This is a genomic window from Geobacillus zalihae NBRC 101842 (assembly GCF_001544135.1).
Lineage (GTDB): Bacteria > Bacillota > Bacilli > Bacillales > Anoxybacillaceae > Geobacillus > Geobacillus zalihae.
The window spans coordinates 16647-39465 of record NZ_BCPV01000032.1; the positions used below are offsets into that span (position 1 = coordinate 16647).

At 55.6% G+C, this 22819-nt stretch carries 19 protein-coding genes; 5 read left to right on the plus strand and 14 right to left on the minus strand.

Translation table 11 applies throughout. The features are described from left to right. Positions 1-6 precede the first annotated feature (6 nt). The 3 genes from GZ1_RS10440 to GZ1_RS10450 form a co-directional block, all read right to left on the minus strand. Positions 7-2085, minus strand: a complete 2079-nt coding sequence (locus GZ1_RS10440; protein ID WP_060788454.1) for a hypothetical protein — start codon at positions 2083-2085, stop codon at positions 7-9. Positions 2086-2230: 145 nt separating this feature from the next. Further along, positions 2231-2719, minus strand: a complete 489-nt coding sequence (locus GZ1_RS10445) for a hypothetical protein (protein WP_060788438.1) — start codon at positions 2717-2719, stop codon at positions 2231-2233. Between the two features lie 18 nt (positions 2720-2737). Beyond that, positions 2738-3028 carry a DUF2325 domain-containing protein gene (locus GZ1_RS10450; RefSeq protein WP_013524471.1) on the minus strand — a complete coding sequence of 97 codons (291 nt, stop codon included), beginning with the start codon at positions 3026-3028 and terminating at the stop codon, positions 2738-2740. A gap of 313 nt (positions 3029-3341) precedes the next feature. Between GZ1_RS10450 and GZ1_RS18280 the strand changes: the two genes are divergently transcribed. Then, on the plus strand, positions 3342-3503 hold the full coding sequence (locus GZ1_RS18280) for a DUF1540 domain-containing protein (RefSeq protein WP_015375674.1): 162 nt from the start codon (positions 3342-3344) through the stop codon (positions 3501-3503). 65 nt (positions 3504-3568) lie between these two features. Further along, complete coding sequence (locus tag GZ1_RS10455; protein ID WP_060788439.1) at positions 3569-3766, plus strand: hypothetical protein; 198 nt, start codon at positions 3569-3571, stop codon at positions 3764-3766. A gap of 306 nt (positions 3767-4072) precedes the next feature. Here GZ1_RS10455 and GZ1_RS10460 read toward each other — a convergent pair whose 3' ends face one another. From GZ1_RS10460 to GZ1_RS10480, 5 genes are all read right to left on the minus strand, one after another. Next, on the minus strand, positions 4073-5545 hold the full coding sequence (locus GZ1_RS10460; RefSeq protein ID WP_060788440.1) for an o-succinylbenzoate--CoA ligase: 1473 nt from the start codon (positions 5543-5545) through the stop codon (positions 4073-4075). A 105-nt stretch (positions 5546-5650) separates the two neighbouring features. Further along, on the minus strand, positions 5651-6469 hold the full coding sequence (gene menB, locus GZ1_RS18950) for a 1,4-dihydroxy-2-naphthoyl-CoA synthase (RefSeq protein ID WP_011232345.1): 819 nt from the start codon (positions 6467-6469) through the stop codon (positions 5651-5653). Beyond that, positions 6470-7282 (minus strand): 2-succinyl-6-hydroxy-2,4-cyclohexadiene-1-carboxylate synthase, encoded by an 813-nt coding sequence (gene menH, locus GZ1_RS18955; RefSeq protein ID WP_060788441.1) that lies wholly within the window; start codon positions 7280-7282, stop codon positions 6470-6472. A gap of 11 nt (positions 7283-7293) precedes the next feature. Further along, complete coding sequence (menD, locus tag GZ1_RS10475; protein WP_015375677.1) at positions 7294-9027, minus strand: 2-succinyl-5-enolpyruvyl-6-hydroxy-3-cyclohexene-1-carboxylic-acid synthase; 1734 nt, start codon at positions 9025-9027, stop codon at positions 7294-7296. Next, a complete protein-coding gene (locus tag GZ1_RS10480) occupies positions 9020-10396 on the minus strand; it encodes an isochorismate synthase (protein ID WP_033006477.1) in 1377 nt (458 codons plus the stop codon). The genes menD and GZ1_RS10480 overlap by 8 nt, the downstream gene beginning before the upstream one ends. 167 nt (positions 10397-10563) lie before the next feature. Here GZ1_RS10480 and GZ1_RS10485 point away from each other — a divergent pair, with 167 nt between their 5' ends. The 3 genes from GZ1_RS10485 to GZ1_RS10495 all read left to right on the plus strand — a co-directional run bounded on the left by GZ1_RS10485 (position 10564) and on the right by GZ1_RS10495 (position 13283). Then, complete coding sequence (locus GZ1_RS10485; RefSeq protein WP_060788442.1) at positions 10564-11493, plus strand: 1,4-dihydroxy-2-naphthoate polyprenyltransferase; 930 nt, start codon at positions 10564-10566, stop codon at positions 11491-11493. Between the two features lie 86 nt (positions 11494-11579). Then, positions 11580-12389, plus strand: coding sequence for a yteA family sporulation protein (locus GZ1_RS10490; protein ID WP_060788443.1), 810 nt, complete (start codon positions 11580-11582; stop codon positions 12387-12389). A gap of 99 nt (positions 12390-12488) precedes the next feature. After that, entirely contained in the window at positions 12489-13283 is a 795-nt protein-coding gene (locus tag GZ1_RS10495) for a TIGR00266 family protein (RefSeq protein WP_015375680.1), read from the plus strand. A gap of 218 nt (positions 13284-13501) precedes the next feature. On the opposite strand, the gene GZ1_RS10500 is transcribed toward GZ1_RS10495, so the two are convergent. From GZ1_RS10500 to glgB, 6 genes are all read right to left on the minus strand, one after another. Next, entirely contained in the window at positions 13502-14620 is a 1119-nt protein-coding gene (locus GZ1_RS10500) for an RNA-guided endonuclease InsQ/TnpB family protein (RefSeq protein ID WP_060788444.1), read from the minus strand. Positions 14621-14778: 158 nt separating this feature from the next. Continuing rightward, the gene (locus tag GZ1_RS10505; protein WP_060788445.1) at positions 14779-17193 is read right to left on the minus strand and encodes a glycogen/starch/alpha-glucan phosphorylase; all 2415 of its coding nucleotides are present in this window, start codon (positions 17191-17193) and stop codon (positions 14779-14781) included. Continuing rightward, the gene (glgA, locus tag GZ1_RS10510; protein ID WP_060788446.1) at positions 17180-18637 is read right to left on the minus strand and encodes a glycogen synthase GlgA; all 1458 of its coding nucleotides are present in this window, start codon (positions 18635-18637) and stop codon (positions 17180-17182) included. Before glgA ends, GZ1_RS10505 begins: the two co-directional genes overlap by 14 nt. Then, positions 18634-19668 carry a GlgC family sugar phosphate nucleotidyltransferase gene (locus tag GZ1_RS10515; RefSeq protein ID WP_060788447.1) on the minus strand — a complete coding sequence of 345 codons (1035 nt, stop codon included), beginning with the start codon at positions 19666-19668 and terminating at the stop codon, positions 18634-18636. The genes glgA and GZ1_RS10515 overlap by 4 nt, the downstream gene beginning before the upstream one ends. After that, positions 19665-20834, minus strand: a complete 1170-nt coding sequence (locus GZ1_RS10520) for a glucose-1-phosphate adenylyltransferase (protein ID WP_083509293.1) — start codon at positions 20832-20834, stop codon at positions 19665-19667. The genes GZ1_RS10515 and GZ1_RS10520 overlap by 4 nt, the downstream gene beginning before the upstream one ends. Continuing rightward, a complete protein-coding gene (gene glgB, locus GZ1_RS10525) occupies positions 20716-22728 on the minus strand; it encodes a 1,4-alpha-glucan branching enzyme (protein ID WP_255211287.1) in 2013 nt (670 codons plus the stop codon). Before glgB ends, GZ1_RS10520 begins: the two co-directional genes overlap by 119 nt. Between the last annotated feature and the right edge of the window lie 91 nt (positions 22729-22819).

Below are 22819 nucleotides of genomic sequence, written 5' to 3' on the forward strand. Positions count from 1 at the left end.
TTTCTGTTATTTGTTGGCGGATCCAACGTTGACCTTGACCGTCCGCAACACCGGCGCCACGCCGTATGGGCCGCCGGCCGCCTGCACTTGCGGGACATGGTCATGATCGGTGTTGCCCAATTTTTTCCCTTTGATGTAGACATCTCCCGTATCCCAAAACTCGCTTGCCTGCATCCCTTCCTGAAGCGTCGGGCCGTCGACGATTCGGTCGTAAAAGTCGACGTAGCGGGAGATGATCGTTTCGCGGTCAAGGGATTTCGCCGTCTCATCCGCTTGGTCGTTGTTCAAGTTTTGCAAGGCCACGCGGAACACCCCCGACAACGCGCCGGCGAGCCACGGGGTGTACTTGTCCTCTTTTTCTCCCGTATGGTACACGTGCCATTTTTGATCCCAAAAATGTTTGTTCATTGCCTCATAAACACGGCGCGCCGCATCGCGGTATGCTTCGTCTTTCGTCGCCAAAAATGCCGCCGTCAGCCCGCGGATCGCGCCAAGCTGGGCAAGAAGCGTCGGCTCGTCTTGATCCGGCCCTTGGCCGATCGTATAGCCGTTTTCGACAAGTCCGTCTTTTCGCATCAAGTTGTGCATGATAAAATCCGCTTGCCGGCGGATGAGCTCGAGCGCCCGCTTTCCTTCCGGCGTGCCGAGCCCTTTGGCGCTCTCTCCGCTCGCATAGCCGACCGGCATCCCGTCAATCGCCCGTTCGAAGATGCGGAGCGCTTCCATTGTATAGCCGGCTTGGAACGTATCGACCCGATTTCCTTGCGTTCGCCCGTCATGTTCGGTCACAAACGCGCCCGCTTTTTCATTGAAATGCATGGCATCGATGTTGCGAAACACTTGCAGCAGCACGTCGCGGTTGACGGAATACGGGTCGTCGGCCACGCGGTCGTTCGCCGTCGTCGCGTCAAGGTTTTCCTTTGGCGCGCTTGGGAACGGTTTTCCGTCAAACACGGCCAAAAACGCGGGGTTTTGGTTTTTGTTTTCCGGCCGCTGGTCGGTCATGCCGAAAAACTCCGCCGCCGGCCATAGCATGAGCCATTGGTCCTCAAGCAAGCTGCGGGGATCTTTGACGACCAACTTCGCCGCATCCGGCGCCAGCTCGCTTCCCCCTTCAGCCACTTCCACCGCGTGCGGCAAATAGACGAATCCCCCGCTTGGGTTGTAGCGGCTGCCGGCTGCCTTCGTCAACGCCTGTTGCTTCGCATCATAAAATAAATGGTCACGGATAAAAGCCAGCTTGTTCCATATTTGTTCCGTCAAAATCATCCCTTGCATCCCGTCGGCGGAGCTGACGCCAAGAGCGACTTTCCCGCTTTGATCGTCGTTTGGCGTTTTCGCCTCCACCTCTTCATCGCTGTCTTTTTGATGAAAATTCCCCAAAAAGTCGCCGGCCCAAAGCGCTTGCTTCAAAAAGACGCCGCCGTAAGCCGATGGCGTGAGCACTTTGTCCATTTTTCCGCGATCCCAACGAAGCGATTGGAAATCGACTTGATAGACGGGAACGTATGTACCGTCGTCATTTTCCGCGTACACGTCCGTGTCAACCTTTTGCGCATAATGCGGATCGCCGCCGGCGTACTCGATGAAGGTTGGGAACATGTTGCGGAAAATTTCCTCGCGCGGATAGCCGACGCTGTCCGCAAGCTCATAAAAACGGTCGGCGAGCGCCTGATCGGCTGGCTGATGCCGCTGTTCGGCCCGTTGCTTGGCGATCGGGCCGTTGATGAGATGAAGCCCGAGCCCTGACTTTTCCGTCACTTCGTACATCGCCTCTTCGGAATACTCGTATGACTCGATGCCGGCCGTATAGTCGAATTTCGTCGGTTTATCAGGCTTTCTCGCATCAAGGGTGTCCAAATCAAGCCCGAGCCCTTCAGCGAGCGGTTCGCCCGAAAGTTCAAATTCCGAGTAGGCAAACATATTGCCGGCCGTATCAAAATGATCGTCCGCCACCGGCACGTGCAGGCGCGGCGCTTCCGATGAACGGCCGTTCTCTTTCTCCCCGACGGCGGAACAGCCGGACGCCAAAAGCAGCGAGGCCGCCGCCGACGTGGCCATGACTTTCCAAGGCATGCGTTTCATGGCTTGCTCCTCCATTTTTAAAATAACGATTTTCATTCTCACTAACGTTTATTATACGCCGTCCCTTCCTCTTTGTTCAAGCCAAAATTGATTCGACAACGCTTTGCCTATAAAACGGCGCTTTTCATGCCTGTGGTCCTTCCATTCAAGCCGAAAGCCACTCAACGCGGCGTCCGCCCGTCCATAAAAAGCAGCATTCCAGTTCGTTCGGACAACGTCCGATTGTTTTGCGGCATAAGGACGACGCCGTTTCTTTGCATCGCCGAATGGCTTCCTCTTCCTCACACCACAGCAGCACACGAACCCGGTCGCGGTAAACGATGTACAACTCCCGATCCGCTTCTTCGCCCAATCCGCCGTCCGCCAGCAGCAGCGGCTTGCATGCCGCCTCTTCCATCGAACCGAAAAACTGCAGCAAATGATCCGTCACCTTGGCCAACACTAGTGTATAATGCAACGGCGTCGGAAACATCGACAAAGGAAGGAGCGAACGGTGCTGATCAATCAACCGGAGCAAGCAAAGCGGAGACCGCAGCGAAGGCGCGGTGTCGCAATACGCTTGAATGACGCGGCGAAGAAACCGGCGCAGCGCACACGGCCAGACATCCAACGTCTCGTGATGGATAGGCACCATGGCTCGCCTCCTGTTTGTTCATGCATGTTTTTCCAGCTGCTCCAACACGGCGTTGATCGAGCTCCATGACCGTTTCGCAAAATAAATAGGCTTGTCTTTGCTTTTCGCCTTCTCTTTCACTTTCTTCGCCAAATTATGGTTCACGTAATCGATCATGACCAATATGGCGTCGACATGCTCCGGAATGTCGCGTTTCACCATATTCACTTTTCGTCCATTGAGATGAATGATTTCCCGGAATCCGGAACGCTCCAATTTATCGGTAATATGGCCTAAATGATCCGCTCCAACGACAAGAAGCGATGCCATCATAAAATCCTCCTTTGTTCTCTTTTATTTTAATTGAGAATGATTTTCTGTGTCAATTAAAATAAGAAAGATTTTCATCTATTTTTAGGCCATGATGTCCTCTTCAACAGCGGCACGAGGCAAACACCATTTCTGCACGAAGCCCTTCTTTCCATTTGGGACAGCGTGAAGCAACGGGCGCAACGGAAGCTGTCGATTGCCCCTGCCTCCGTTGATCCCAAGCGGGAGTCTTCTCGGTTAGAGATGGATAAAATGCCTGCAAATGCGTCAAACTATAGATGCGGGCGATTTCATCACGACAAGGGGGATGACCATGGCGAAAGATGTTCTTTGCGAAGTGCGCAACTGTCGTTATTGGGCAGAAGGGAATCGCTGCAGCGCTGAAGCCATTTACGTGGTCAGCCATGCCGGAAACATGGCGTCTGATTCCACGGAAACAGACTGCAAAACGTTTGTTCCGGCCCATGAAGCATAATGCGAGACCAACGAGGCGCTGCCCGGCCGACCGGGCGGCGCTTGCATCGTTCGAGGGGGATGACGATGGACAAACGCGCCAGCCTCATTCAAGCGCTGCAAACGGAAATGAAGCGGGTCGCTTTAGGAACATACCCAGCTTGCATCGACTCCTTCGCCCGTTTGTGGGATTATGAGTTCGGTTCGTTTGATCAGCTCCCACCTGAGATTGAACGGCTCGTCGCCCATCGGGCCGCTGAACTCGGGTGGATGGATGACGTTTGAGGGCCGTCCATTTCGAAACCAACGCCAGATGGAGTAAAAAACATCGTTGGATGGCCATCCCTATGTTTCCATCTGCGCGATGGAAATCGGCCGTGCAAGGGATGACGTTTGACTGCCGTCCTCCAACAGGGGACAAAGCGGATGGATGAAGCTGGATCGCAGCGGTCTAAAAGCAAGGGCTTCGATTCGGCGAACGCCATGCCTCCCGGTCGGAACGCCGCAGGAATGGCAGCGGCAAAAAGGCAGGAAACTCGGCCTAGGCGAGTTCCTGCCTTTTCTGCTTCCGAACAGATGTTTCTACTCCTATCAAAATGTTTGTTCTGTTTTTGGAATGAGCCTTTTCAGTTCGCGGCGCAGCAGTTTTTGCGCGGCGTTGCGCGGCAGTTCGTCGACGAAGTAAATGCGGGCCGGCACTTTATATTTCGCCAGCCGCTCGCGGCAAAACGCGCGAAGGGCCGCTTCGTCTGGCGACGCTCCGCGTTTCAGGCGGACGAACGCATACGGCACTTGCCCCCACGTTTCATCCTCGACGCCCGTCACCCCGGCTTCTTCCACATCGGGATGCGACAGCAGCACCGCCTCCACCTCAGCGGGATAGACGTTTTCGCCGCCGGAAATGATCAAGTCAGAACGGCGGTCAAGGACGTACAAAAATCCCTCTTCATCAATATAGCCGATATCGCCGGTAAAAAACCAGCCGCCGCGGATCGCTTGCGCCGTCGCTTCCGGGCGATGCAAGTATCCTTTTGTCACATTCGGCCCTTTGACGACAATTTCTCCCGCTTCATGCGGCGCAGCCGGCTTTTCGTCTTTTAGGATGCAAAGCTCCGCCGGAAAAAGCGGTTTGCCGGCCGAACCGAGCTTCGTCAAACTGTATTCCGGCGCGAGCGTTGCGATTTGCGACGCCGTTTCCGTCATCCCGTACGTCTGGTACACCGGAATGCCTTTTTCTTTGCACGCCTCAAGCAGCGGGCGCGGCGCCGGCCCGCCCCCTAGCAGCATGCAGCGGAACGTATCGGGGTAGCGCGCTTCCCCGAGCTCCGATATCATCCGCTGAAGCATGGCAGCCACGACCGACATGATCGTCACGTCGCCGCGCATGATCCATTCGTTCGCTTCCTTCGGGTCGAATGACGTTTGCAGCCGCATCGGCATGCCGTAAATGACGCTGCGCATGGCGATCGACAGGCCGCTGATATGAAACAGCGGCACGGCGGCCAGCCAGCAGTCGCGCTCATGCAACCCTAAATTGAGCGCCGAACCGACGGCGCTCCACCAATGATTGCCGTACGTTTGCAAGACGCCTTTCGGAGTGCCGGTCGTCCCGGACGTATACATGATCGTGGCGGTTTCCTCCAAATCGCATGTTTCCTTGAAGGAAACGTCCGCTTCGGGCAACGCGGCCAACGCACCGACGGTCAGAACGCGCCCGTCGCCGTCAAGACTCCCGGCCAGCTCCTCATCGGCGATGGCAAGCCGCGCGCCGCTGTCATCCAGCTGCCAGCCAAGCTCATAGGACGTCAGGCGCACGTTTTGCAGCAGGACGCGGGCGCCGAGAAAAAACAACGCATGGATGATCTCGATCATCTCGATGCGATTTTTCATCAGCAAGGCGACAATATCTCCTTCCTTGACGCCCGCCCGCGCGAGGCGCCGCGCCCAGACGGCAGCCGCTTCATACAGCTCGGCAAACGTTTTGGTCCGCCGCCCGTCGCTCACGGCGATTCGCTCCGGGGTTAAAAACGCCCGCTGCTTCAGCCAGTTTGGCATCGTTGTCATCTAGCGTTCCTCCTTTCTTGCCGCTCTCGCCCATCGGCCATCATTCCTCGCTTTGAAAAAGCGGCAAAAAGCAGCTTGATTCTTCATCAAGCTGCTTTATTCCCATCACGGAAAGCGCGGGAATTGGCTGAAGTCCGGCTTCCGTTTTTCTTTGAACGCCCGCATGCCTTCCTTCGCCTCTTCGGTCGTGTAGAAGAGAAGCGTCGCGTCGCCGGCGAGCTGTTGGATGCCGGCCAAGCCATCGGAGTCGGCGTTGAACGCCGCTTTTAAGAAGCGAATGGCCGTCGGGCTTTTCTCCAAAATTTCCTGCGCCCATTTGACCGTTTCTTCTTCAAGCTGCTCAAGCGGCACGACTTTGTTGACCAGCCCCATTTCGAGCGCTTCTTGCGCCGTGTACTGACGGCATAAATACCAAATTTCCCGCGCCTTTTTATGGCCGACGATGCGGGCCAAATAGCCGGCGCCATAGCCGCCGTCAAAGCTTCCCACTTTCGGCCCGGTTTGGCCGAAGATGGCGTTGTCCGCGGCGATCGTCAAATCGCAGACGACATGAAGCACATGCCCGCCGCCAATGGCGTAGCCGGCGACCATCGCAATAACCGGCTTCGGAATGACGCGGATGAGCCGCTGCAAATCAAGCACATTGAGGCGCGGAATTTCATCCTCGCCGACATAGCCGCCATGGCCGCGCACTTTTTGGTCCCCGCCCGAGCAAAACGCCTTGCCGCCGGCGCCGGTCAAAATGATGACGCCGATATTCGAATCATCGCGCGCTTTTGTGAACGCATCGATCATCTCGTTCACCGTTTTCGGCCGAAACGCGTTATGTACTTCCGGACGGTTGATCGTAATTTTGGCGATGCCGTTGTACGTTTCGTAAATAATATCCTCATAGTCATACTGCTTCACCCATTCAAACGGCATTTACACTTCCCCCTTTGTCATGAATTCACTTACTATTTTAGCAAAAATGCCGGGCTGTTCCACGTGAATTGCATGTCCAGCATCCGGAACGCAGACAAGTTCGCTGTTGGGCAGCCGCTCGTGCATTTGGGCAGCGATGCGGCAAAACTTCTCATCGTTCTCCCCGCAAACAAGGAGCACAGGCATGGCAAGTTCGCCAAGCCGCTCCCAAAACGACGGCTGCACGCCGGTCCCCATCCCGCGCAAACTGTTGGCAAGCCCCGTTGCCGTATGGCGGAGCCGCTCGCGGCGAATCGCCGCCCGCACCGAATCCGGAAGCGCCTGCTGAGTGGCAAACAGCGGGATTTTTTCCCAATCATCGACAAAAGCACGGACGCCTTCCGTTTCGATCTTTCGCGCCAACGCCTCATCCGCTTCCCGCCGCGCGCGCCGCTCCTCCTCTGTCTTCAAGCCGGGCGAACTGCTTTCCAGCACTAAGCGGCGAACGCGGTGCGGATGCCAAACGGCGAACGCCAACGCGAGCCGGCCGCCCATCGAGTAGCCGAGCACGTTCACTTGTTCGACGCCCCATTCGTCAAGGAGCGCCGCCAAGTCAGCCGCCGCGTGTTCGATCCGATACCGTCGGGCGTCCTTTGGCGCCTCGGTCCGCCCATGGCCCAACAAGTCGACGGCCATCACACGGAAGTCCGGCCAAAACGGGGCGAGCGGCCGCCACGTGTCCGCGCTGCCCGTAAACCCGTGAAGCAACAGAAGCGGCTCTCCTTCTCCGTATTGTTCCGCATGGTAACAAACCCCATTCACCATCATGGTCATGCCAATCCTCTTCATTCGAGACATTTCGCGATTTCCCGGGCAACCTCGTTCCACAACAATCGATGCATTCGGACATTTTCCGCGCGCGACGTGCGCACTTCAATGACATGAAGCCCGCCTGACGACAGCGATTCCGATACATGGCGGCGGAACTCCGCCCAATTGTGCGGCACCGTATGGCGGCCGCCGTACATCTCGACGGCGTGGGCAAACGACAAATCCGTCGGCGTGCCAAACAGCGTTTCAAACGCCCCTTTATGGCGCGCCTGCGGCAAAAACGAGAAAATGCCGCCGCCGTTGTTGTTCAACAACACAATGGTAGCTGACAACGAATGCATCTTCGCCGCCAACAAGCCATTTAAATCGTGGTAAAACGACAAGTCGCCGATCACCAGCACAAGCGGGTTCGCGGCAACGCTTGCGCCCAAGGCGCTCGAGACAACTCCGTCAATGCCGTTGGCGCCGCGGTTGGCCAAAACGCGAAGCGGCTTGTCCGTCGCAAAGAGAAACGTATCCGCATCGCGAATCGGCATGCTGTTGCCGACAAACAGCGCCGCCCCGGCTGGAAGCAAATCGGCAAGCTCCGTGAACACGTTCCCTTCAAACCATTCTTCTTTCGGCAGATGGCGCTCAAGCGCCGCGCGGGCGATCGCGTTCATCTCGCGCCATATCGCCGACCACGCGCTTTTGTTTTCTTTCGGTTTCGCCCATTCAAGAAGCTGGCGGCAAAGAATCCATTCATCACTCTGAACGAAGCTGTCCGCGGACAACGTCGGATCACGCCAGCCGCCGTCGTCGACAACAATTTGACGAATCGCGCGATGGCGCTTGAGCCATAAAAAGAGCGGCTTCGACACCGGCATGGCGCCGAACCGAAGCACCACATCCGGAACAAGCTTGGAAGCGGCGGTTTCCTCCCGCAATATGGCGTCATAGCTGTCCAGCACGTACGTTTTGTCATGCGTACCGGCGCGCAACTGGGAAAGCGGATCGGCCAAAATCGGAAAATCAAGCGCCCGCGCCAACTCGGTGACCGCCTCGGCAAACCCAGGGCGATCGAGCGGCCCGCAGACGATCAACCCGCGTTCCGCCGCCGACAGCTGCTCATACAGCGCCGATACGCTCTCTTGCGGCAGCGCTGGGCGGCCGCGCCATACTTGCGGCGCTCTCGAAACGGACCGCACCCGCTCCCAAACCGCCTCATCGATATGCGGGACAAGCGGCTCGCGAAACGGCGCGTTCACATGCACAGGCCCGCACGGTGCACCGGCGGCCGTTTGGACGGCTCTTGCCGCCATCGTCCGCGCGTATCGCAGCATATCATCCGCCTCTTCCGGCAGCGCCAAGTCCACAAACCACTTGGCGTAGCGTCCGTATAAGTGCAGCTGATCAATCGCCTGCGGCGCCCCGACATCGCGCAGTTCATGCGGCCGGTCGGCCGTCAGCACCACGAGCGGCACGCGCGAATAGTATGCCTCGACAACCGCGGGCCCATAGTTGGCCGCCGCCGTTCCGGACGTGCATACGAGCGCGACCGGACGCTGCTTCGCTTTCGCCAAGCCGAGGGCGAAAAACGCGGCCGACCGCTCATCGATATTCATATATAGTCGAAGGCCAGGGTGGGCCGCCATCGCCATCGCAAGCGGCGTCGAGCGCGAACCGGGGCTGATCACCGCCTCCGCCACCCCGGCCTGCGCCAATCCGTCCACCAATGCCGCTACATAAACAGACAAGGCATCAGCCATCGTTCATCACTCCCAACGCCGATAACATCGGAGCCATTTTCACATTTGTCTCTTCATATTCGCTGTTTGGGTCGGAATCGGCGACAATGCCGCAGCCGGCAAACAGCATGGCTTCCTTCCCGGCGAGCAAGGCGGAGCGAATGGCGACCGCCCATTCCCCATTGCCTTCGCCATCCACCCAGCCGATCGGCGCTGCATACCATCCGCGGTCAAGCGGCTCAAGGGCGCGGATCACCTCCAGCGCCCGATCGCGCGGCGTTCCGCCGAGCGCGGGTGTCGGATGCATCATTTCCACTAAGCGGAGCACCGAGCGCTCGCGGCAGCCACGGCCGACAACCGGAGTGCATAAATGCTGGATGTGCGGCAGCTTGAGCAGCTGCGGCGCGGGCGGCATCTCGACCGTCTCGCAGACGGAAGAAAACAAGCGACCGATCATTTGCACAACAAACTGATGTTCTTCGTTGTTTTTTCGATCTGCCCGCAGCCAAGCGCCAAGCCGCTCGTCTTCCTCCATAGCGGCCCCGCGGCGCACCGATCCGGCGAGGCAAACCGACCGGCACATTTTCCCTTCTTTTTGGACAAGCTGCTCAGGGGAAGCCCCGATAAAACAGCGGCCGTCCTGTTCAAACGCAAAAATGTAAGCAAACGGCTGCTGCTCGCGAAGCCGCTGGAGTACGGCCGCGGCATCCAACGTTTTGGCAAACGCCAGGCGCCGAGCGCGGGCGAGCACCACCTTGTCCAACGCCCCCGCCCGAATCGAGGCGATCGCTTCGCGAACAGCCGCCAACCATCGTTCTTTCTCTTCTTCTTCGTCTGACACAAGGCGCGGAAGCCGCTTTGGAGCGGCCATAGGGTCGCTGATCCGCTCAAGCAAGCGCCCGACCCGCTCCCAGTCCCGTCCTCTTTTGTCCGTTGGGACGGTGACGGTCAACGTCGTTTTGCCGTTTCTTACGGCAAGAAGCGCGGCCGGCGCCACGAGCTTCCCGGCCGGAAAGCCGCGCCACATGTCGGTGCCCGGCCGATAGGGGTCAAACGAAAATCCGCCAAACAATAACGGCGGCGCATCGGCCGCGCCGTATGGCTCCATCTCCTTCTCCCATCGGCGCCGGCCCGCTTCCACGTCATCAAACCGGCTGTCGGCCTTCTCCGTTTCGATCGCATAAACGGAGCCGAGGCCGACCAATATCGTGCCTCCGGTTCGATCCGCCCAAAAAAACCGTTCGCGGAAGCCGCATGACGGCCCTTGCATAAAAAAAGAAACCGGATCAACGCCCTCCCACGGTTCCGTCCAGCTGACAAACGGCCGCCCTGCATTCACCGCCAATCTATGCAATTGTTGCTGCAGGTGATGTCGAAATCCAATCGCCACGTTCCTCACGCTTTCTGTCGTAAAATTCCCCCTCCATCCCCACTTCCCATTATATATAATAGGAAATCATTTATCTATCGGGAAGGGTTGACATGCTTTCAACGTTTGCCTACACTTATTTTGGACATAAACGAATGACATTTTCACAGAATCTAAGGGGAATGAATATGCAATCATTCACACATATGGACCATCGCCCGCCGGCGCGCCGCGACTGGCGCGTCTTTTGGCGGCTGACGCGCCCGCATACGTTGACGGCGGCGTTTGTGCCCGTATGCGTCGGCACGGTGCTGGCGATGGGCGAAACGTCTGTCAATTGGCTGCTGTTTGCCGCGATGATGATCGCCTCTTTGTTGATTCAAGCCGCGACGAACATGTTCAACGAATACTACGATTATCAACGCGGCCTCGATTCCGCGGAATCGGTCGGCATCGGCGGCGCCATCGTCCGCGACGGCCTCAAGCCGAAAACGGTGCTGGCGTTGGCGGTTGGCTGTCTTGGGTTGGCTATGCTCATCGGCGTCTACATTTGCGCCGAAAGCAGCTGGTGGCTCGCCGTTGTCGGAACGATTTGCATGGCGGCCGGTTATTTTTACACCGGAGGGCCGGTTCCGATCGCCTATACGCCGTTTGGCGAACTGGCGGCTGGGTTTTTTATGGGCTTTGTCATTATTTTGATTTCATTTTTCATCCAAACAGGCTATATCAGCGGCGGTGCCGTGCTCACCGCCATTCCGATCGCGATTTTGGTCGGCGCCATTTTGCTGGCGAACAATATTCGCGACTTGGACGGCGATCGTGAAAAAGGGCGAAAGACGCTCGCGATTTTGATCGGCCGCAACTGGGCCATCCGCCTGCTCGCTGCCATGTTCGCCGTTGCCTTTCTTTGGGCGGCCGCCCTCGTTCTGTTTCACATCGTTCCGCCTTGGGCGCTGCTTGCGCTGTTGAGCATCCCGAAAGCGGTTGCGGCGACGCGCGGATTTATCGGCAAAATCAAGCCGATCGAGATGATGCCGGCGATGAAGGCGACGGCGCAAACGAATACGCAGTTCGGCTTTTTGCTCGCCGCTGGCTTGCTCATTGCCCATTGGCTGTAACACGGTCAACATGACCGTGTTTTTTTTTTGATTTTCGCCCATACTACATCATATAGACGCTACTGCGAAGGAAGGGATTGCGACTGATGCTGACGAACGAACAGCTTGCCGCCCTCCGCTCAAGACTGCTCGACATGAAACGGGAGACGGAAGACCGGCTGAAGCAAAACGACCATTTCGGCATGATCCGCAGCCACGCTCACGATGCGGTCGGTGAGCTGGCGAGCTACGACAACCATCCGGCCGATGAGGCGACAGAGCTGTATGAGCGGGAAAAAGATCTCGCCCTAAAGGAGCATGCCGAGCGCGAACTTCGCGAGATTGAACAGGCGCTTGGCGCCATCGTCGACGGCACATACGGAACGTGCTGCGTATGCGGTCGTCCGATCCCATACGAACGGCTCGAGGCGCTGCCGACAACACTCTACTGCCGTGAGCACAGCCCGGATCAAACGGTGTCGCAAAAGCGGCCGCTTGAAGAGGGCGTGCTGATGCCGCCGTTTGGCAAATTCGATTTCGATGACCGCGCGGAATCGGTCGCTTACGACGCGGAAGATGCATGGCAGGAAGTAGCCCGCTACGGCACGTCCGACACCCCTTCGGACCTTGGCAAAAACGTCGATTCCTACAGCGAAGTGTATGCCGAGTCGGAAGAGAACGTCGGCTATGTCGAAGACTTGGAAAATTTCGCGGCCGTCGATTTGCATGGCCAACACGTACGTGTGTACCCGACGCGGGAGCATGAGCTGCTGGAAAACATATTGGATGACGAAGGCATCATGTCGAACATCGGCGATTTGCCGGCGTATGAAAAAGACCCGTATACATCGAAAGACAGCTACCGCCGGTACGATGAAAGACCGTCCCAGCAGCATTTTGGGGAAACGACTCCATGAAAAAGGCCATCGGCAAGATGGTCTTTTTTGTGAAACAGGCCAATGCCGTTTTCCGTAGTACAGAGCAGAACGTTATATGATCCTAATGGAGGCGAAATGATGAACGCACATGAGATCGATTACCGGCTGTACGGCGATGACATGCAGTTTGTCGAAATCGAGCTCGACCCATACGAAAGCGTGGTCGCGGAAGCGGGCGGGATGATGATGATGGATGACGGCATCGTCATGGAAACCGTATTTGGCGACGGCTCCTCGTCCGGAAAAGGGCTGCTTGGCCGCCTTGTCGGCGCGGGGAAGCGGCTGCTCACCGGCGAAAGCTTGTTCATGACCGTGTTTACCAACCAAGGAAGCGGCAAGCGCCGCGTCGCCTTCGCCGCTCCGTATCCGGGAAAAATCATCCCGGTCGATTTGAGCAAACTTGGCGGGAAGCTCATCTGCCAAAAAGACTCCTTTTTGTGTGCGGCAAAAGGCGTCTCCGTCGGCATTGAGTTTCAGCGCAAACTCGGCGCTGGCTTTTTCGGCGGCGAAGGGTTTATTATGCAAAAGTTGGAAGGTGACGGGCTTGCCTTTTTGCACGCCGGCGGAACGATCCACCGCCGCGACTTGCAGCCCGGGGAAACGCTTCGCATTGACACCGGCTGCCTTGTCGCCATGACGAAAGACGTCAACTACGATATTGAATATGTCGGCAGCATCAAAACCGCCTTCTTCGGCGGCGAAGGATTGTTTTTGGCCACCGTCACCGGTCCGGGAGCAGTGTGGGTGCAGTCGCTTCCGTTCAGCCGGCTCGCTGACCGCGTCCTCGCTGCCGCCCCGAGCGCCGGCGGACGGTCGGTCGGCGAAGGCAGCATCCTCGGCGGCATCGGCGACTGGCTCGACGGCGACGACTAAGCGAGAAAGGGCGCTCCGGCCAAACGGAACGCCCTTTTGCTTTTATGCCTTCTCCCTCGAAATTCCCTAAAAAGGACGATGATTGAGTCAACTACCCCCACTTCGCTAACGCTTGAAGTGGGGGCTTGCAACTCCCCAGAAGTGCGAGCGGACTTGGTCCTCCTTCCTTGACTTGGGGTTGCATCAGGGGCAGGTTGACAACTGCCCAACGACGCAGGTCATGCCTGTGTCGTTCCTTCAACGATGTACTCTATTCCTTTTCGTTGAAGGTTCATGGCACCAATGCGGTCATCGTTTGAGGTGTATCCGCATGTTCGGCAACAAAAGGTGTGTGTACGCTTGTTTCGATTGGCTTTTTCCGTATGCCCGCACTTTGGACATGTCAAAGAGGTGTAATGCGGAGCAACCACCATCACTTTTGACCCATGCAAACGTGCCTTATACTCTAACATTTGACGGAACTGATAGAACGCCCACGATACGGTTTCATATCGGTCATGGATCCATACACGTTCTGTTTTTTCACGAATGCCTGTTAAATCTTCTAATACAAAAAGGGTACGTTCTCCATATTGACGAACGAGTGCCTTCGTGACAGCATGGTTCACATCCGTCATCCAACGGTTTTCTCGTTGTCCGATTGTTTTCAACTTCCGACGCGCAGAAGCCGTCCCTTTTTGCTGGAGGGTTTTTCGCATTCGTTTGTACTTGGCACGCATATGCTTGATTTTTCGTCCGTTAAAAAAGATCGTTTTCCCTTGCGAATCATAAGCTGCTGCAAGAAAGTTAACCCCTACATCGACACCGACCACTTGGCGAATGTTGTGTTCATCTACGGTTGGAATTGTTTTGGTCATGGGGATGTGCAAAAAGAATTTGTTATGCTTATAGACGAGTTTGGCTGTGCCAAACGTCCATGAGCCATCAAAATATTGTTCCATGCCTTTTGGTTCGAATGGCACTTTGATTCGTCCTTCTAGTGTATTGACAGAAAATAACCCTTGAACAATGGAGTAATCTCGATTCCAAACGAGATCATATTCAGGCTTTTTAAAGCGAACCAATGTCCATTCATGACCATTGCTTTTTAGGGAACGGTATCTAGCGATCACCGTTTTAATCACAGATTGCGCCATTTGTGAACGCAAAGCGTAGTTTGATCGAAGTAGACGATAGGTCATGTCGTGTAACTTGGCTTGTGCAAGCACTTTTGTGTCAAAAATCACAACAGACACAGCGTTGCACGCTTGTCGATAGGCGGAAAGGGTGGCTTTCAATACTTCTGCTTGTTCCGCTGTTGGGTAAATTTTGATTTTGGCTGTTAACGTCATGTCCATTTGTCTCACCTCTCTTTCACTAAATATATTTTTTAGTGATACAAAAACACAAAAAAGCGATTCCTCCCCCACTTACTCCCTTTGGTCGTTGAAGTGGGGGTCTCCTCGCCAAAGACGATGAAAAAGCAACCCAAAAACGTCCTTTCCAACGTCCTTTCCTAAGTTGAGAAACGTTCCCCCGACGGCAAAAGACCCCAAATTTCGGCCGCGTATTCCGCGACGGTCCGGTCGCTGGCAAAGTAGCCGGAGTGGGCGATGTTGACGGCGCTCATCCGCCACCAGCGCGCCGGATCGCGGTAAGCGTCTTCCACCTGCTCATGCGCTTCGGCGTAGGCGGCAAAGTCGCGCAGCACAAAATATTCATCATTTTGCGTCAAAAGCGAATCGTAAATCGGTTCAAAGTAATCGCCGGCATCCGGGAAAAAGCCGTTGACAAGCTGGTCGGCGACTTGCTTGATCCGCTTGTCGTGATGGTAATACTCGTGCGCCCGGTAGCCGCCGTGCTCATAGTAGTTGAGCACTTCCTCAGCCGTCAGCCCGAACAAAAACATGTTTTCTTTCCCGACCGCTTCCGCGATTTCGACGTTCGCCCCATCAAGTGTGCCAAGCGTGATCGCCCCGTTCATCATAAACTTCATGTTGCCCGTCCCGGACGCTTCTTTGCTGGCGGTTGAGATTTGCTCGCTCACATCGGCGGCCGGGATGATCTCTTCGGCGAGCGACACACGGTAGTTTTCCAAAAAAATGACTTTCAACTGGTCATGGACCCGTTTGTCGTTGTTCACCTTCTCGGCGACCGAATGGATCAGCTTGATAATCCTCTTGGCGTAGTAATAGCCTGGCGACGCTTTCGCTCCGAAAATGAACGTGCGCGGATAAATCGAGAAGTGTGAATCCTCTTTCAGCCGATTGTATAAATGCATAATGTGCAAAACGTTTAACAACTGCCGTTTATAAGCGTGCAGCCGTTTCACTTGGACATCAAATATCGACGATTCGTCGACAACAATGCCCGTTTTTTCCGAAATGCGCTTGGCAAGCTTCAGCTTCCGCTGCTGTTTGACCGCAGCCAACGCCTGCTGAAACGCCGGATCGGAAGCATAAGACTTCAGCTCAATCAATGCTTCCGGCTCGCGGATCCAGCGCGGACCAATCGTTTCCGTAATCAACGCCGACAGCTCAGGGTTGGCTTTCAACAGCCAGCGCCGGTGCGTCACCCCGTTCGTTTTGTTGTTGAACTTGTGCGGCGCCCATTCGTAAAACAAGCGCATCTCCCGCTGTTTCAAAATCTCCGTATGCAGTTTCGCCACGCCGTTGACGCTATGGCTCGCAACGACGGCCAAGTGCGCCATTTTCACCATCCCGTGGGCGACGATGGCCATTTGTTCAATCCGCCCCCAATCGCCGGGATAACGTTCCCACAGCTCGCGGCAAAACCGTTCGTTGATTTCCTCGACGATCATATAAATGCGCGGCAACAGCGGCTGAAACAGACGAATCGGCCATTTCTCCAACGCTTCCGCCAGCGTCGTATGATTCGTGTACGCGATCGTATGGGTCGTAATGTGCCAAGCCTCTTCCCAGCTCATCCCTTCCTCATCGAGCAAAATGCGCATCAACTCCGGAATCGCGAGCACCGGGTGCGTGTCGTTGATATGAATGGCGACATATTCATGGAGGCGGCGCAAGCTCCCGTGCTGGCGGCGATGGGAGCGAGTGATGCTGCCGAGGCTGGCGGCGGCGAGAAAATACTGCTGCTTTAACCGGAGCAGTTTGCCTTCATCGTGCGTATCGTCCGGGTACAAAAACTCCGAAATGGCTTCCGTCTCCCGCTTGTATTGCATCACATCTTTATGAAGCGGGAACGTTTTCGCCGGCTCGGCGCTCCAAAGCCGGAGCGTGTTGACCGTGTTCGTCCCGAAGCCGATGACCGGCATATCGTACGGCACAGCCATCACGTTTTCGCTGTCGACATGGCGGAACACAAGGCGGCCGTTTTGTTCCGACACCTCGACCCTTCCCCAGAAGCGAACTTCGACCGCCAGCTCTTCTTTCCGGATTTCCCAAACGTTCCCGTTTCGCAGCCATTGCTCCGGCAGCTCGACTTGATAGCCGTCAACGATTTTTTGGTCAAACAGCCCGTGTTTATAGCGAATGCCGTGGCCGTGGCCCGGCAAATTCAATGTGGCGAGCGAGTCAAGAAAACAGGCGGCGAGCCGCCCCAGCCCGCCGTTGCCAAGCCCGGCGTCCGCTTCGCATTCCTCAATGTCCTCAAGGCGGATGCCGAGCTCGCGAAGCCCCTCTTCGACCATCGGGCGGACGCCGAGGTTTAACAAATTGTTGCCGAGCAGGCGACCCAACAAAAACTCAATCGACAAATAATACACTTGCTTCCACCGTTGCGCCCGGTAGCGTTCATTCGTCGTGATCCAATGGCGGCTGATATGTTCGCGTACCATATGGCCAAGGACATGATAATGATCGCGCGCCGTCGATTCGGCAAACGGTTTGCCGCACAACGCCTCGACCCGCGTCACAAACGCCCGTTGAAACGTTTCTTTATCCGCGAACAAGCGCGTCTTCCCCCTTTTTGTTCAGCTGTTCGTACGCTTTTCGATACTCCCTCGCCGACCGGCGCCAGCTGTAATCGCCGCGCATCGCCCGCTCCACGAGCCGCTCCCAGACAGATGGCTGGCGGTAGAACGACAGCGCCCGGCGGATCGTGTACAACATGTCGTGGGCGTTAAAGTTCGTAAAGCTGAACCCGTTCCCTTCTCCTGTGAATTCATTGTACGATTGCACCGTATCGTTCAGCCCGCCCGTTTCCCGAACGATCGGAATCGTCCCGTACCGAAGCGCGATCATTTGGCTCAGCCCGCACGGTTCAAACAATGACGGCATTAAAAACAAGTCCGCGCCCGCATAAATTTGATGGGCGAGCGGTTCGTGAAAGCCGATGTACACCCCGACTTTGTCCGGATAGGCCGCCGCCATTTGCGAGAAAAACTGTTCAAACCGCCAATCCCCCGTTCCAAGCACAACAAGCTGCATCTCTTCCTGCATCAGATCATGGAAGACGCACGTGACTAAATCGAGTCCTTTTTGCGCCGTCATTCGCGTCACCATCGCGACAACGGGCGCATCATCCCGCTCTGGCAGACCAAACCGCCGCTGCAGGGCGCGCTTGTTGAATTTTTTTCTTTCCCGCGTATGTACGCTATAGGTCGCCGCCCAAAACGGATCGGTTTCCGGGTTGTAAAACTCGTCGTCAATGCCATTTAAAATGCCAAGCAAATCATCCCGCCGCGCCCGCAACAGCCCGTCAAGCCGCTCGCCGTAATAAGCGGTTTGAATCTCTTCTTTGTACGTCGGGCTGACCGTCGTAATCAAATCGGAGGCGACAAGCGCCCCTTTCATAAAGCTGACGCTTCCGTAAAACTCGAGATGGTCGACGGTGAAATACCGTCCGTCCAAATTCAACAAATCCTCTAAAATCCCGCGCGGAAACAGCCCTTGAAACTGCAAGTTGTGAATCGTAAAGATCGTGCAGATATCCGCATAAAACGGATCATGACGGTATTGCTCGCGCAAGAAAAACGGAATCATGCCGGTGTGCCAGTCATGGCAATGAATGATGTCGGGCTGAAACGAAATCGCCGGAAGCGCGTCCAGCACCGCCCGGCAAAAATAAGCGAACCGCTCGCCGTCGTCATCATGGCCGTACAGCTGCGGCCGTTTGAAATAGTATTCGTTGTCGATCAAGTAATAGACGACCCCGTCATGCTCGAGCTCCTCAACGCCGCAATACTGGCGGCGCCACCCGACTGGCACGACGAACTCCGCCACTTTGTCCATTCGTTCTTTCCACTTTGAAGCGATTGTTTCATACTTGGGCAACATGACGCGGACATCGACGCCAAGCCGGCGCAGCTCTTTCGGCAGCGCGCCGGCGACGTCGGCCAATCCCCCTGATTTGGCAAACGGGGCGCATTCTGATACGGCAAACAGCACGTTCATCGGCTGACGACCTCCCCTTGCACCGTTCCTTTGCGGACGACAAACGGTTGATCAGCCGTTCCTTTCAACACCACGCCCGGTTCGACCTTGGCGTCTTTATCGATAATGACGCCATCGAGGACGCAGCCGTCGCCGATTTGGCATTTTTGCATCACGATGCTGTTCTTCACAACGGCTCCTTTGCCGATTTTCACGGAACGAAACAGGACGCTGTTTTCCACCGTTCCTTCAATGACGCAGCCGTTGGCGATCATCGAGCGCTTCACATTCCCTTCCCGGCGGTATTTCGTCGGCGGCTCGTCTTTCACTTTCGTATAAATCGGCCGCGATGGAAGAAAAAGCTGCTCCCAAGCGCTTCGGTCAAGCAGCTCCATGCTTGCCTGAAAATAGCGGGCGAGCGAATCGATGACGGCCGCATACCCGCTGTATTCATAGTCGCAAATGGACAGCGAATGGCGGTCGTCATGAATGACATCGACGATGCTCCGATAGCCGTGGTCTTTGTAGCCGGCGATCAAATCAAGCAGAAGAGACGTCTCCAACACGTACATCTCCAGCGGCTCGCCGCGATGGCAAATTCGCGTCACATCGCAGCCGCGTTCGATATGGCGCTCGAGGACGGCGTCAAAGTCGATGTTGCACACCGTGTAGCTATTGACGATGACCGCATACTTTTGCCGGCTCCGCAAAAAATAGTCGATATGCTGCTCAAAATGGGCAAACGCCCCGACCCGGCGCTCACCGGAAAACAACAAGTCCGGCGATGGGAAGAAAAACAATCCGTCCCGCTTTCGGTTTAAATCCCAATTCTTCCCTGATCCTAAATGGTCCATCAGCGACCGATATTGGTATTTCGGAAAAATCGCGACGCTTTCAATGCCGGAGTTGACCATGCTTGAAAGCACGAAATCAATGAGCCGATACCGCCCGGCAAACGGCACCGCTGCGATGGAACGCCTCTCGACAAGCGGCGCCATTGCCTCCATATACGTGGTCGCGTCGATGACGCCCAACATCATGTTGTTGTTCATTGTGCTCCATCCTTCCTTGCGGTGTCCTTATTCCGTTGCTTGATCCACTCGGTCGTTACGAGCACGACGTCATCATCAGCATCGCCCGGGCTCACAGTCGAATGCGGCGGGATGACGATCTCCGGAGTGACGATCGCTCGCTCGACATACGCTCCTTCACCAACTGTTGCCCCTGGCATAATGACGGATTCTTTCACAACCGCTCCCTTGCCGATGCGGGCGCCTTGAAACAGCACTGAGCGCCCCACCGTTCCTTCCACGACGCATCCCTCATTGATGAGAGAATCGCTCACTTCCGCCTCGGGAGCGATGTATTGCGGCGGCTGGTTCGGGTTGACCGAATAAATGCGCCACGAGCGGTCAAACAAGTCAAGTTCATTGTGTTCATCGAGCAAATCCATGTTGGCTTCCCACAAGCTTTTGATGGTGCCGACATCTTTCCAATAGCCTTTGAACGGATAGGCCACGAGCCGCTTGTTCTCCCGAAGCAGCCGCGGAATCACATCTTTGCCGAAGTCGTGCGACGAATGCGGGTCGGCGTTGTCGATTTGCAAATACTCCCTCAATAACGGCCAATTGAAAATGTAAATGCCCATCGACGCCAAATTGCTCTTTGGCTCCGCCGGTTTTTCGGCAAACTCGACAATTTGCATCTCGTCATTCGTATTCATAATGCCAAACCGGCTCGCCTCTTCCCACGGCACTTCAATAACGGAAATCGTTGCATCCGCCTGTTTGGCGATATGGTAGTCGAGCATCTGCTGGTAATCCATCTTGTAAATATGATCGCCAGACAGCACGAGAACGTAATCCGGGTCGTATTGTTCAATATAATTCATATTTTGATAAAGGGCGTTCGCTGTGCCTTCGTACCATTTGACGCCGGAAGAGGCGGAGTAAGGGGGAAGGACGGTGACGCCCCCGTTTCTTCGATCTAAATCCCATGCGCTTCCGATGCCGATGTACGAGTGCAAAAGAAGCGGCTGATATTGGGTCAACACCCCGACTGTGTCAATGCCCGAGTTCGTGCAATTGCTCAACGTAAAATCAATGATCCGGTACTTCCCCCCAAACGGCACGGCTGGTTTCGCGATGTTTGTCGTCAGCGAGCGAAGCCGGCTTCCTTGCCCGCCGGCCAATAACATCGCGATGCACGTCTTCTTCATTCTGCTTTCTCTCCCCTCGTTTTTGCACTGGCCGCAAAATGGAAATGCCAAACGGCGGAATCGTCATGCGCACATGGTACGGTTTTCCATGAAACGGCTCATGGAAAGCGGGAAGCCGCTTCCCGTTGACATGTCCCGAACCGCCAAACTCCGCTGCATCGCTGTTCAGCACTTCGCGGTACGGCGCCAAAAGCGGCACGCCGACTTTGTAATCGTCATACGCCTGATTTGTGAAATTACAAACAATGACCAGCACATCACCTTCTTTTTTCCCCCGGCGGACGAACGAGAAAATGCTTTGCTCGGCATTATGAACGTCAATCCATTCAAACCCCTGCGGGTCGTGGTCGAGCTCGTAAAACGGCTTATACCGCTTGTAGCAGGCGATCAATTGCTTGACATACTCATCCATCTTCCGGTGCAAGTCAAAATCAAACAGCACCCAGTCGAGCTCTCCCTCAAACTTCCATTCGTCAAACTGGGCGAATTCGTTGCCCATAAACAACAACTTTTTCCCGGGGTGGGCCATCATGTAGCCGTACAACAGCCGCAGCTGGGCGAACTTCTCCTCGTACGACCCCGGCATTTTGTTGAGCAGCGACTTTTTGCCATGCACAACTTCATCATGGGAAAACGGCAAAATGAAATTTTCTGAATACGCATAAAGGAGGGAAAAGGTGACTTGATTGTGTGCATGCTTCCGCTCATGCGGCGGCGTTTCCATATACTTCAGCATGTCGTTCATCCAGCCCATGTTCCACTTGTAGTTAAACCCAAGGCCGCCATCGTACGTCGGCGCCGTCACCCGCGGCCAGTCGGTCGAATCTTCAGCGATCATCAAGACGTTCGGGTCATAGGCAAACACCGCCTCATTCAACTGGCGCAAAAACTCGACCGCATACGGATTTTCATAGAGCCGGTCGTTGTTCGGCCAATAAAGCATATTGGCGACCGCATCGACGCGAAACCCGTCCACATGGTAATACTCCAGCCAAAACAACGCATTGGAGATCAGAAAGCTGCGCACTTCCGGCTTGCCCAAGTCAAAATTCGCCGTCCCCCAGACGTAATTTTCTCGGTCTTTTTCATTCGCGTATTCATACGTCGGTGCGCCGTCAAACATGTACAGCCCGTGGGCGTCCTTGCAAAAATGCCCCGGCACCCAGTCGATGATGACGCCAAGCCCCGCTTGATGGCAGCGGTCGACGAAATACATGAAATCGTGCGGCGCACCGTAGCGGCTTGTCACCGAATAATAGCCGGTCCCTTGATATCCCCACGAACGATCGAGCGGATGCTCGACAAGCGGAAGCAGCTCAATGTGCGTAAATCCGCGCTCCAGCACGTACGGAATGAGTTCGTCGGCCATCTCACGGTACGTATAAAAGCGGCCGTCCGGTTTCTTTTTCCACGAACCGAAATGAAGTTCATAAATGACCATCGGTTGGTCATAAATCCGCTTTCGCCGTTTCTTCCGCTGCCAAGATGAATCATTCCACTCGTATCCTTTCAAATCGTAGACAATCGAGGCGGTATGAGGGCGCAATTCGGAGTAAAAGGCGTACGGGTCGGCTTTCAACAGAACACGGCCATCCGGTGTGATGATCTCATATTTATAGAGATGCCCTTCCAAGTTTTCTGGAACAACGATCGTCCATACCCCTTCGTCGTTCACCTTCGTCAGGGGGGAATTCGCCCCATTCCAATCGTTGAAACTGCCGACAAGACGGACTTCCCGCGCACGGGGCGCCCACACGCAAAAGCGAGTGCCGACCGCTCCGCCGCCGCGGATGACATGAGCGCCGAACAGCTCATAACTTTGATACAAACGGCCTTCATGAAACAAATACACTTCTAAATCTGTCGGATTCGCCGCAATCAAGCTGGATCGCATCCTTTCCGAAGCAAAATGATGGCCATACACAACATTGATTCCTATTCGCCAGTAGCAGGGTTCATTCCTTGAATGCTTCGTCTATATTTTT

What these genes read in the sequence shown, in the direction of transcription:
- glgA (WP_060788446.1), bottom strand. Translation starts at nt 18,637, where the DNA reads ATGAACGTGCTGTTTGCCGTATCAGAATGCGCCCCGTTTGCCAAATCA.
- GZ1_RS10445 (WP_060788438.1), bottom strand. Translation starts at nt 2,719, where the DNA reads ATGGTGCCTATCCATCACGAGACGTTGGATGTCTGGCCGTGTGCGCTG.
- GZ1_RS10490 (WP_060788443.1), top strand. Translation starts at nt 11,580, where the DNA reads ATGCTGACGAACGAACAGCTTGCCGCCCTCCGCTCAAGACTGCTCGAC.
- menD (WP_015375677.1), bottom strand. Translation starts at nt 9,027, where the DNA reads ATGGCTGATGCCTTGTCTGTTTATGTAGCGGCATTGGTGGACGGATTG.
- GZ1_RS18280 (WP_015375674.1), top strand. Translation starts at nt 3,342, where the DNA reads ATGGCGAAAGATGTTCTTTGCGAAGTGCGCAACTGTCGTTATTGGGCA.
- GZ1_RS10440 (WP_060788454.1), bottom strand. Translation starts at nt 2,085, where the DNA reads ATGAAACGCATGCCTTGGAAAGTCATGGCCACGTCGGCGGCGGCCTCG.
- GZ1_RS10515 (WP_060788447.1), bottom strand. Translation starts at nt 19,668, where the DNA reads ATGAACAACAACATGATGTTGGGCGTCATCGACGCGACCACGTATATG.
- GZ1_RS10485 (WP_060788442.1), top strand. Translation starts at nt 10,564, where the DNA reads ATGCAATCATTCACACATATGGACCATCGCCCGCCGGCGCGCCGCGAC.
- menB (WP_011232345.1), bottom strand. Translation starts at nt 6,469, where the DNA reads ATGCCGTTTGAATGGGTGAAGCAGTATGACTATGAGGATATTATTTAC.
- GZ1_RS10500 (WP_060788444.1), bottom strand. Translation starts at nt 14,620, where the DNA reads ATGGACATGACGTTAACAGCCAAAATCAAAATTTACCCAACAGCGGAA.
- GZ1_RS10495 (WP_015375680.1), top strand. Translation starts at nt 12,489, where the DNA reads ATGAACGCACATGAGATCGATTACCGGCTGTACGGCGATGACATGCAG.
- GZ1_RS10455 (WP_060788439.1), top strand. Translation starts at nt 3,569, where the DNA reads ATGGACAAACGCGCCAGCCTCATTCAAGCGCTGCAAACGGAAATGAAG.
- menH (WP_060788441.1), bottom strand. Translation starts at nt 7,282, where the DNA reads ATGACCATGATGGTGAATGGGGTTTGTTACCATGCGGAACAATACGGA.
- glgB (WP_255211287.1), bottom strand. Translation starts at nt 22,728, where the DNA reads ATGCGATCCAGCTTGATTGCGGCGAATCCGACAGATTTAGAAGTGTAT.
- GZ1_RS10450 (WP_013524471.1), bottom strand. Translation starts at nt 3,028, where the DNA reads ATGGCATCGCTTCTTGTCGTTGGAGCGGATCATTTAGGCCATATTACC.
- GZ1_RS10520 (WP_083509293.1), bottom strand. Translation starts at nt 20,834, where the DNA reads ATGAAGAAGACGTGCATCGCGATGTTATTGGCCGGCGGGCAAGGAAGC.
- GZ1_RS10460 (WP_060788440.1), bottom strand. Translation starts at nt 5,545, where the DNA reads ATGACAACGATGCCAAACTGGCTGAAGCAGCGGGCGTTTTTAACCCCG.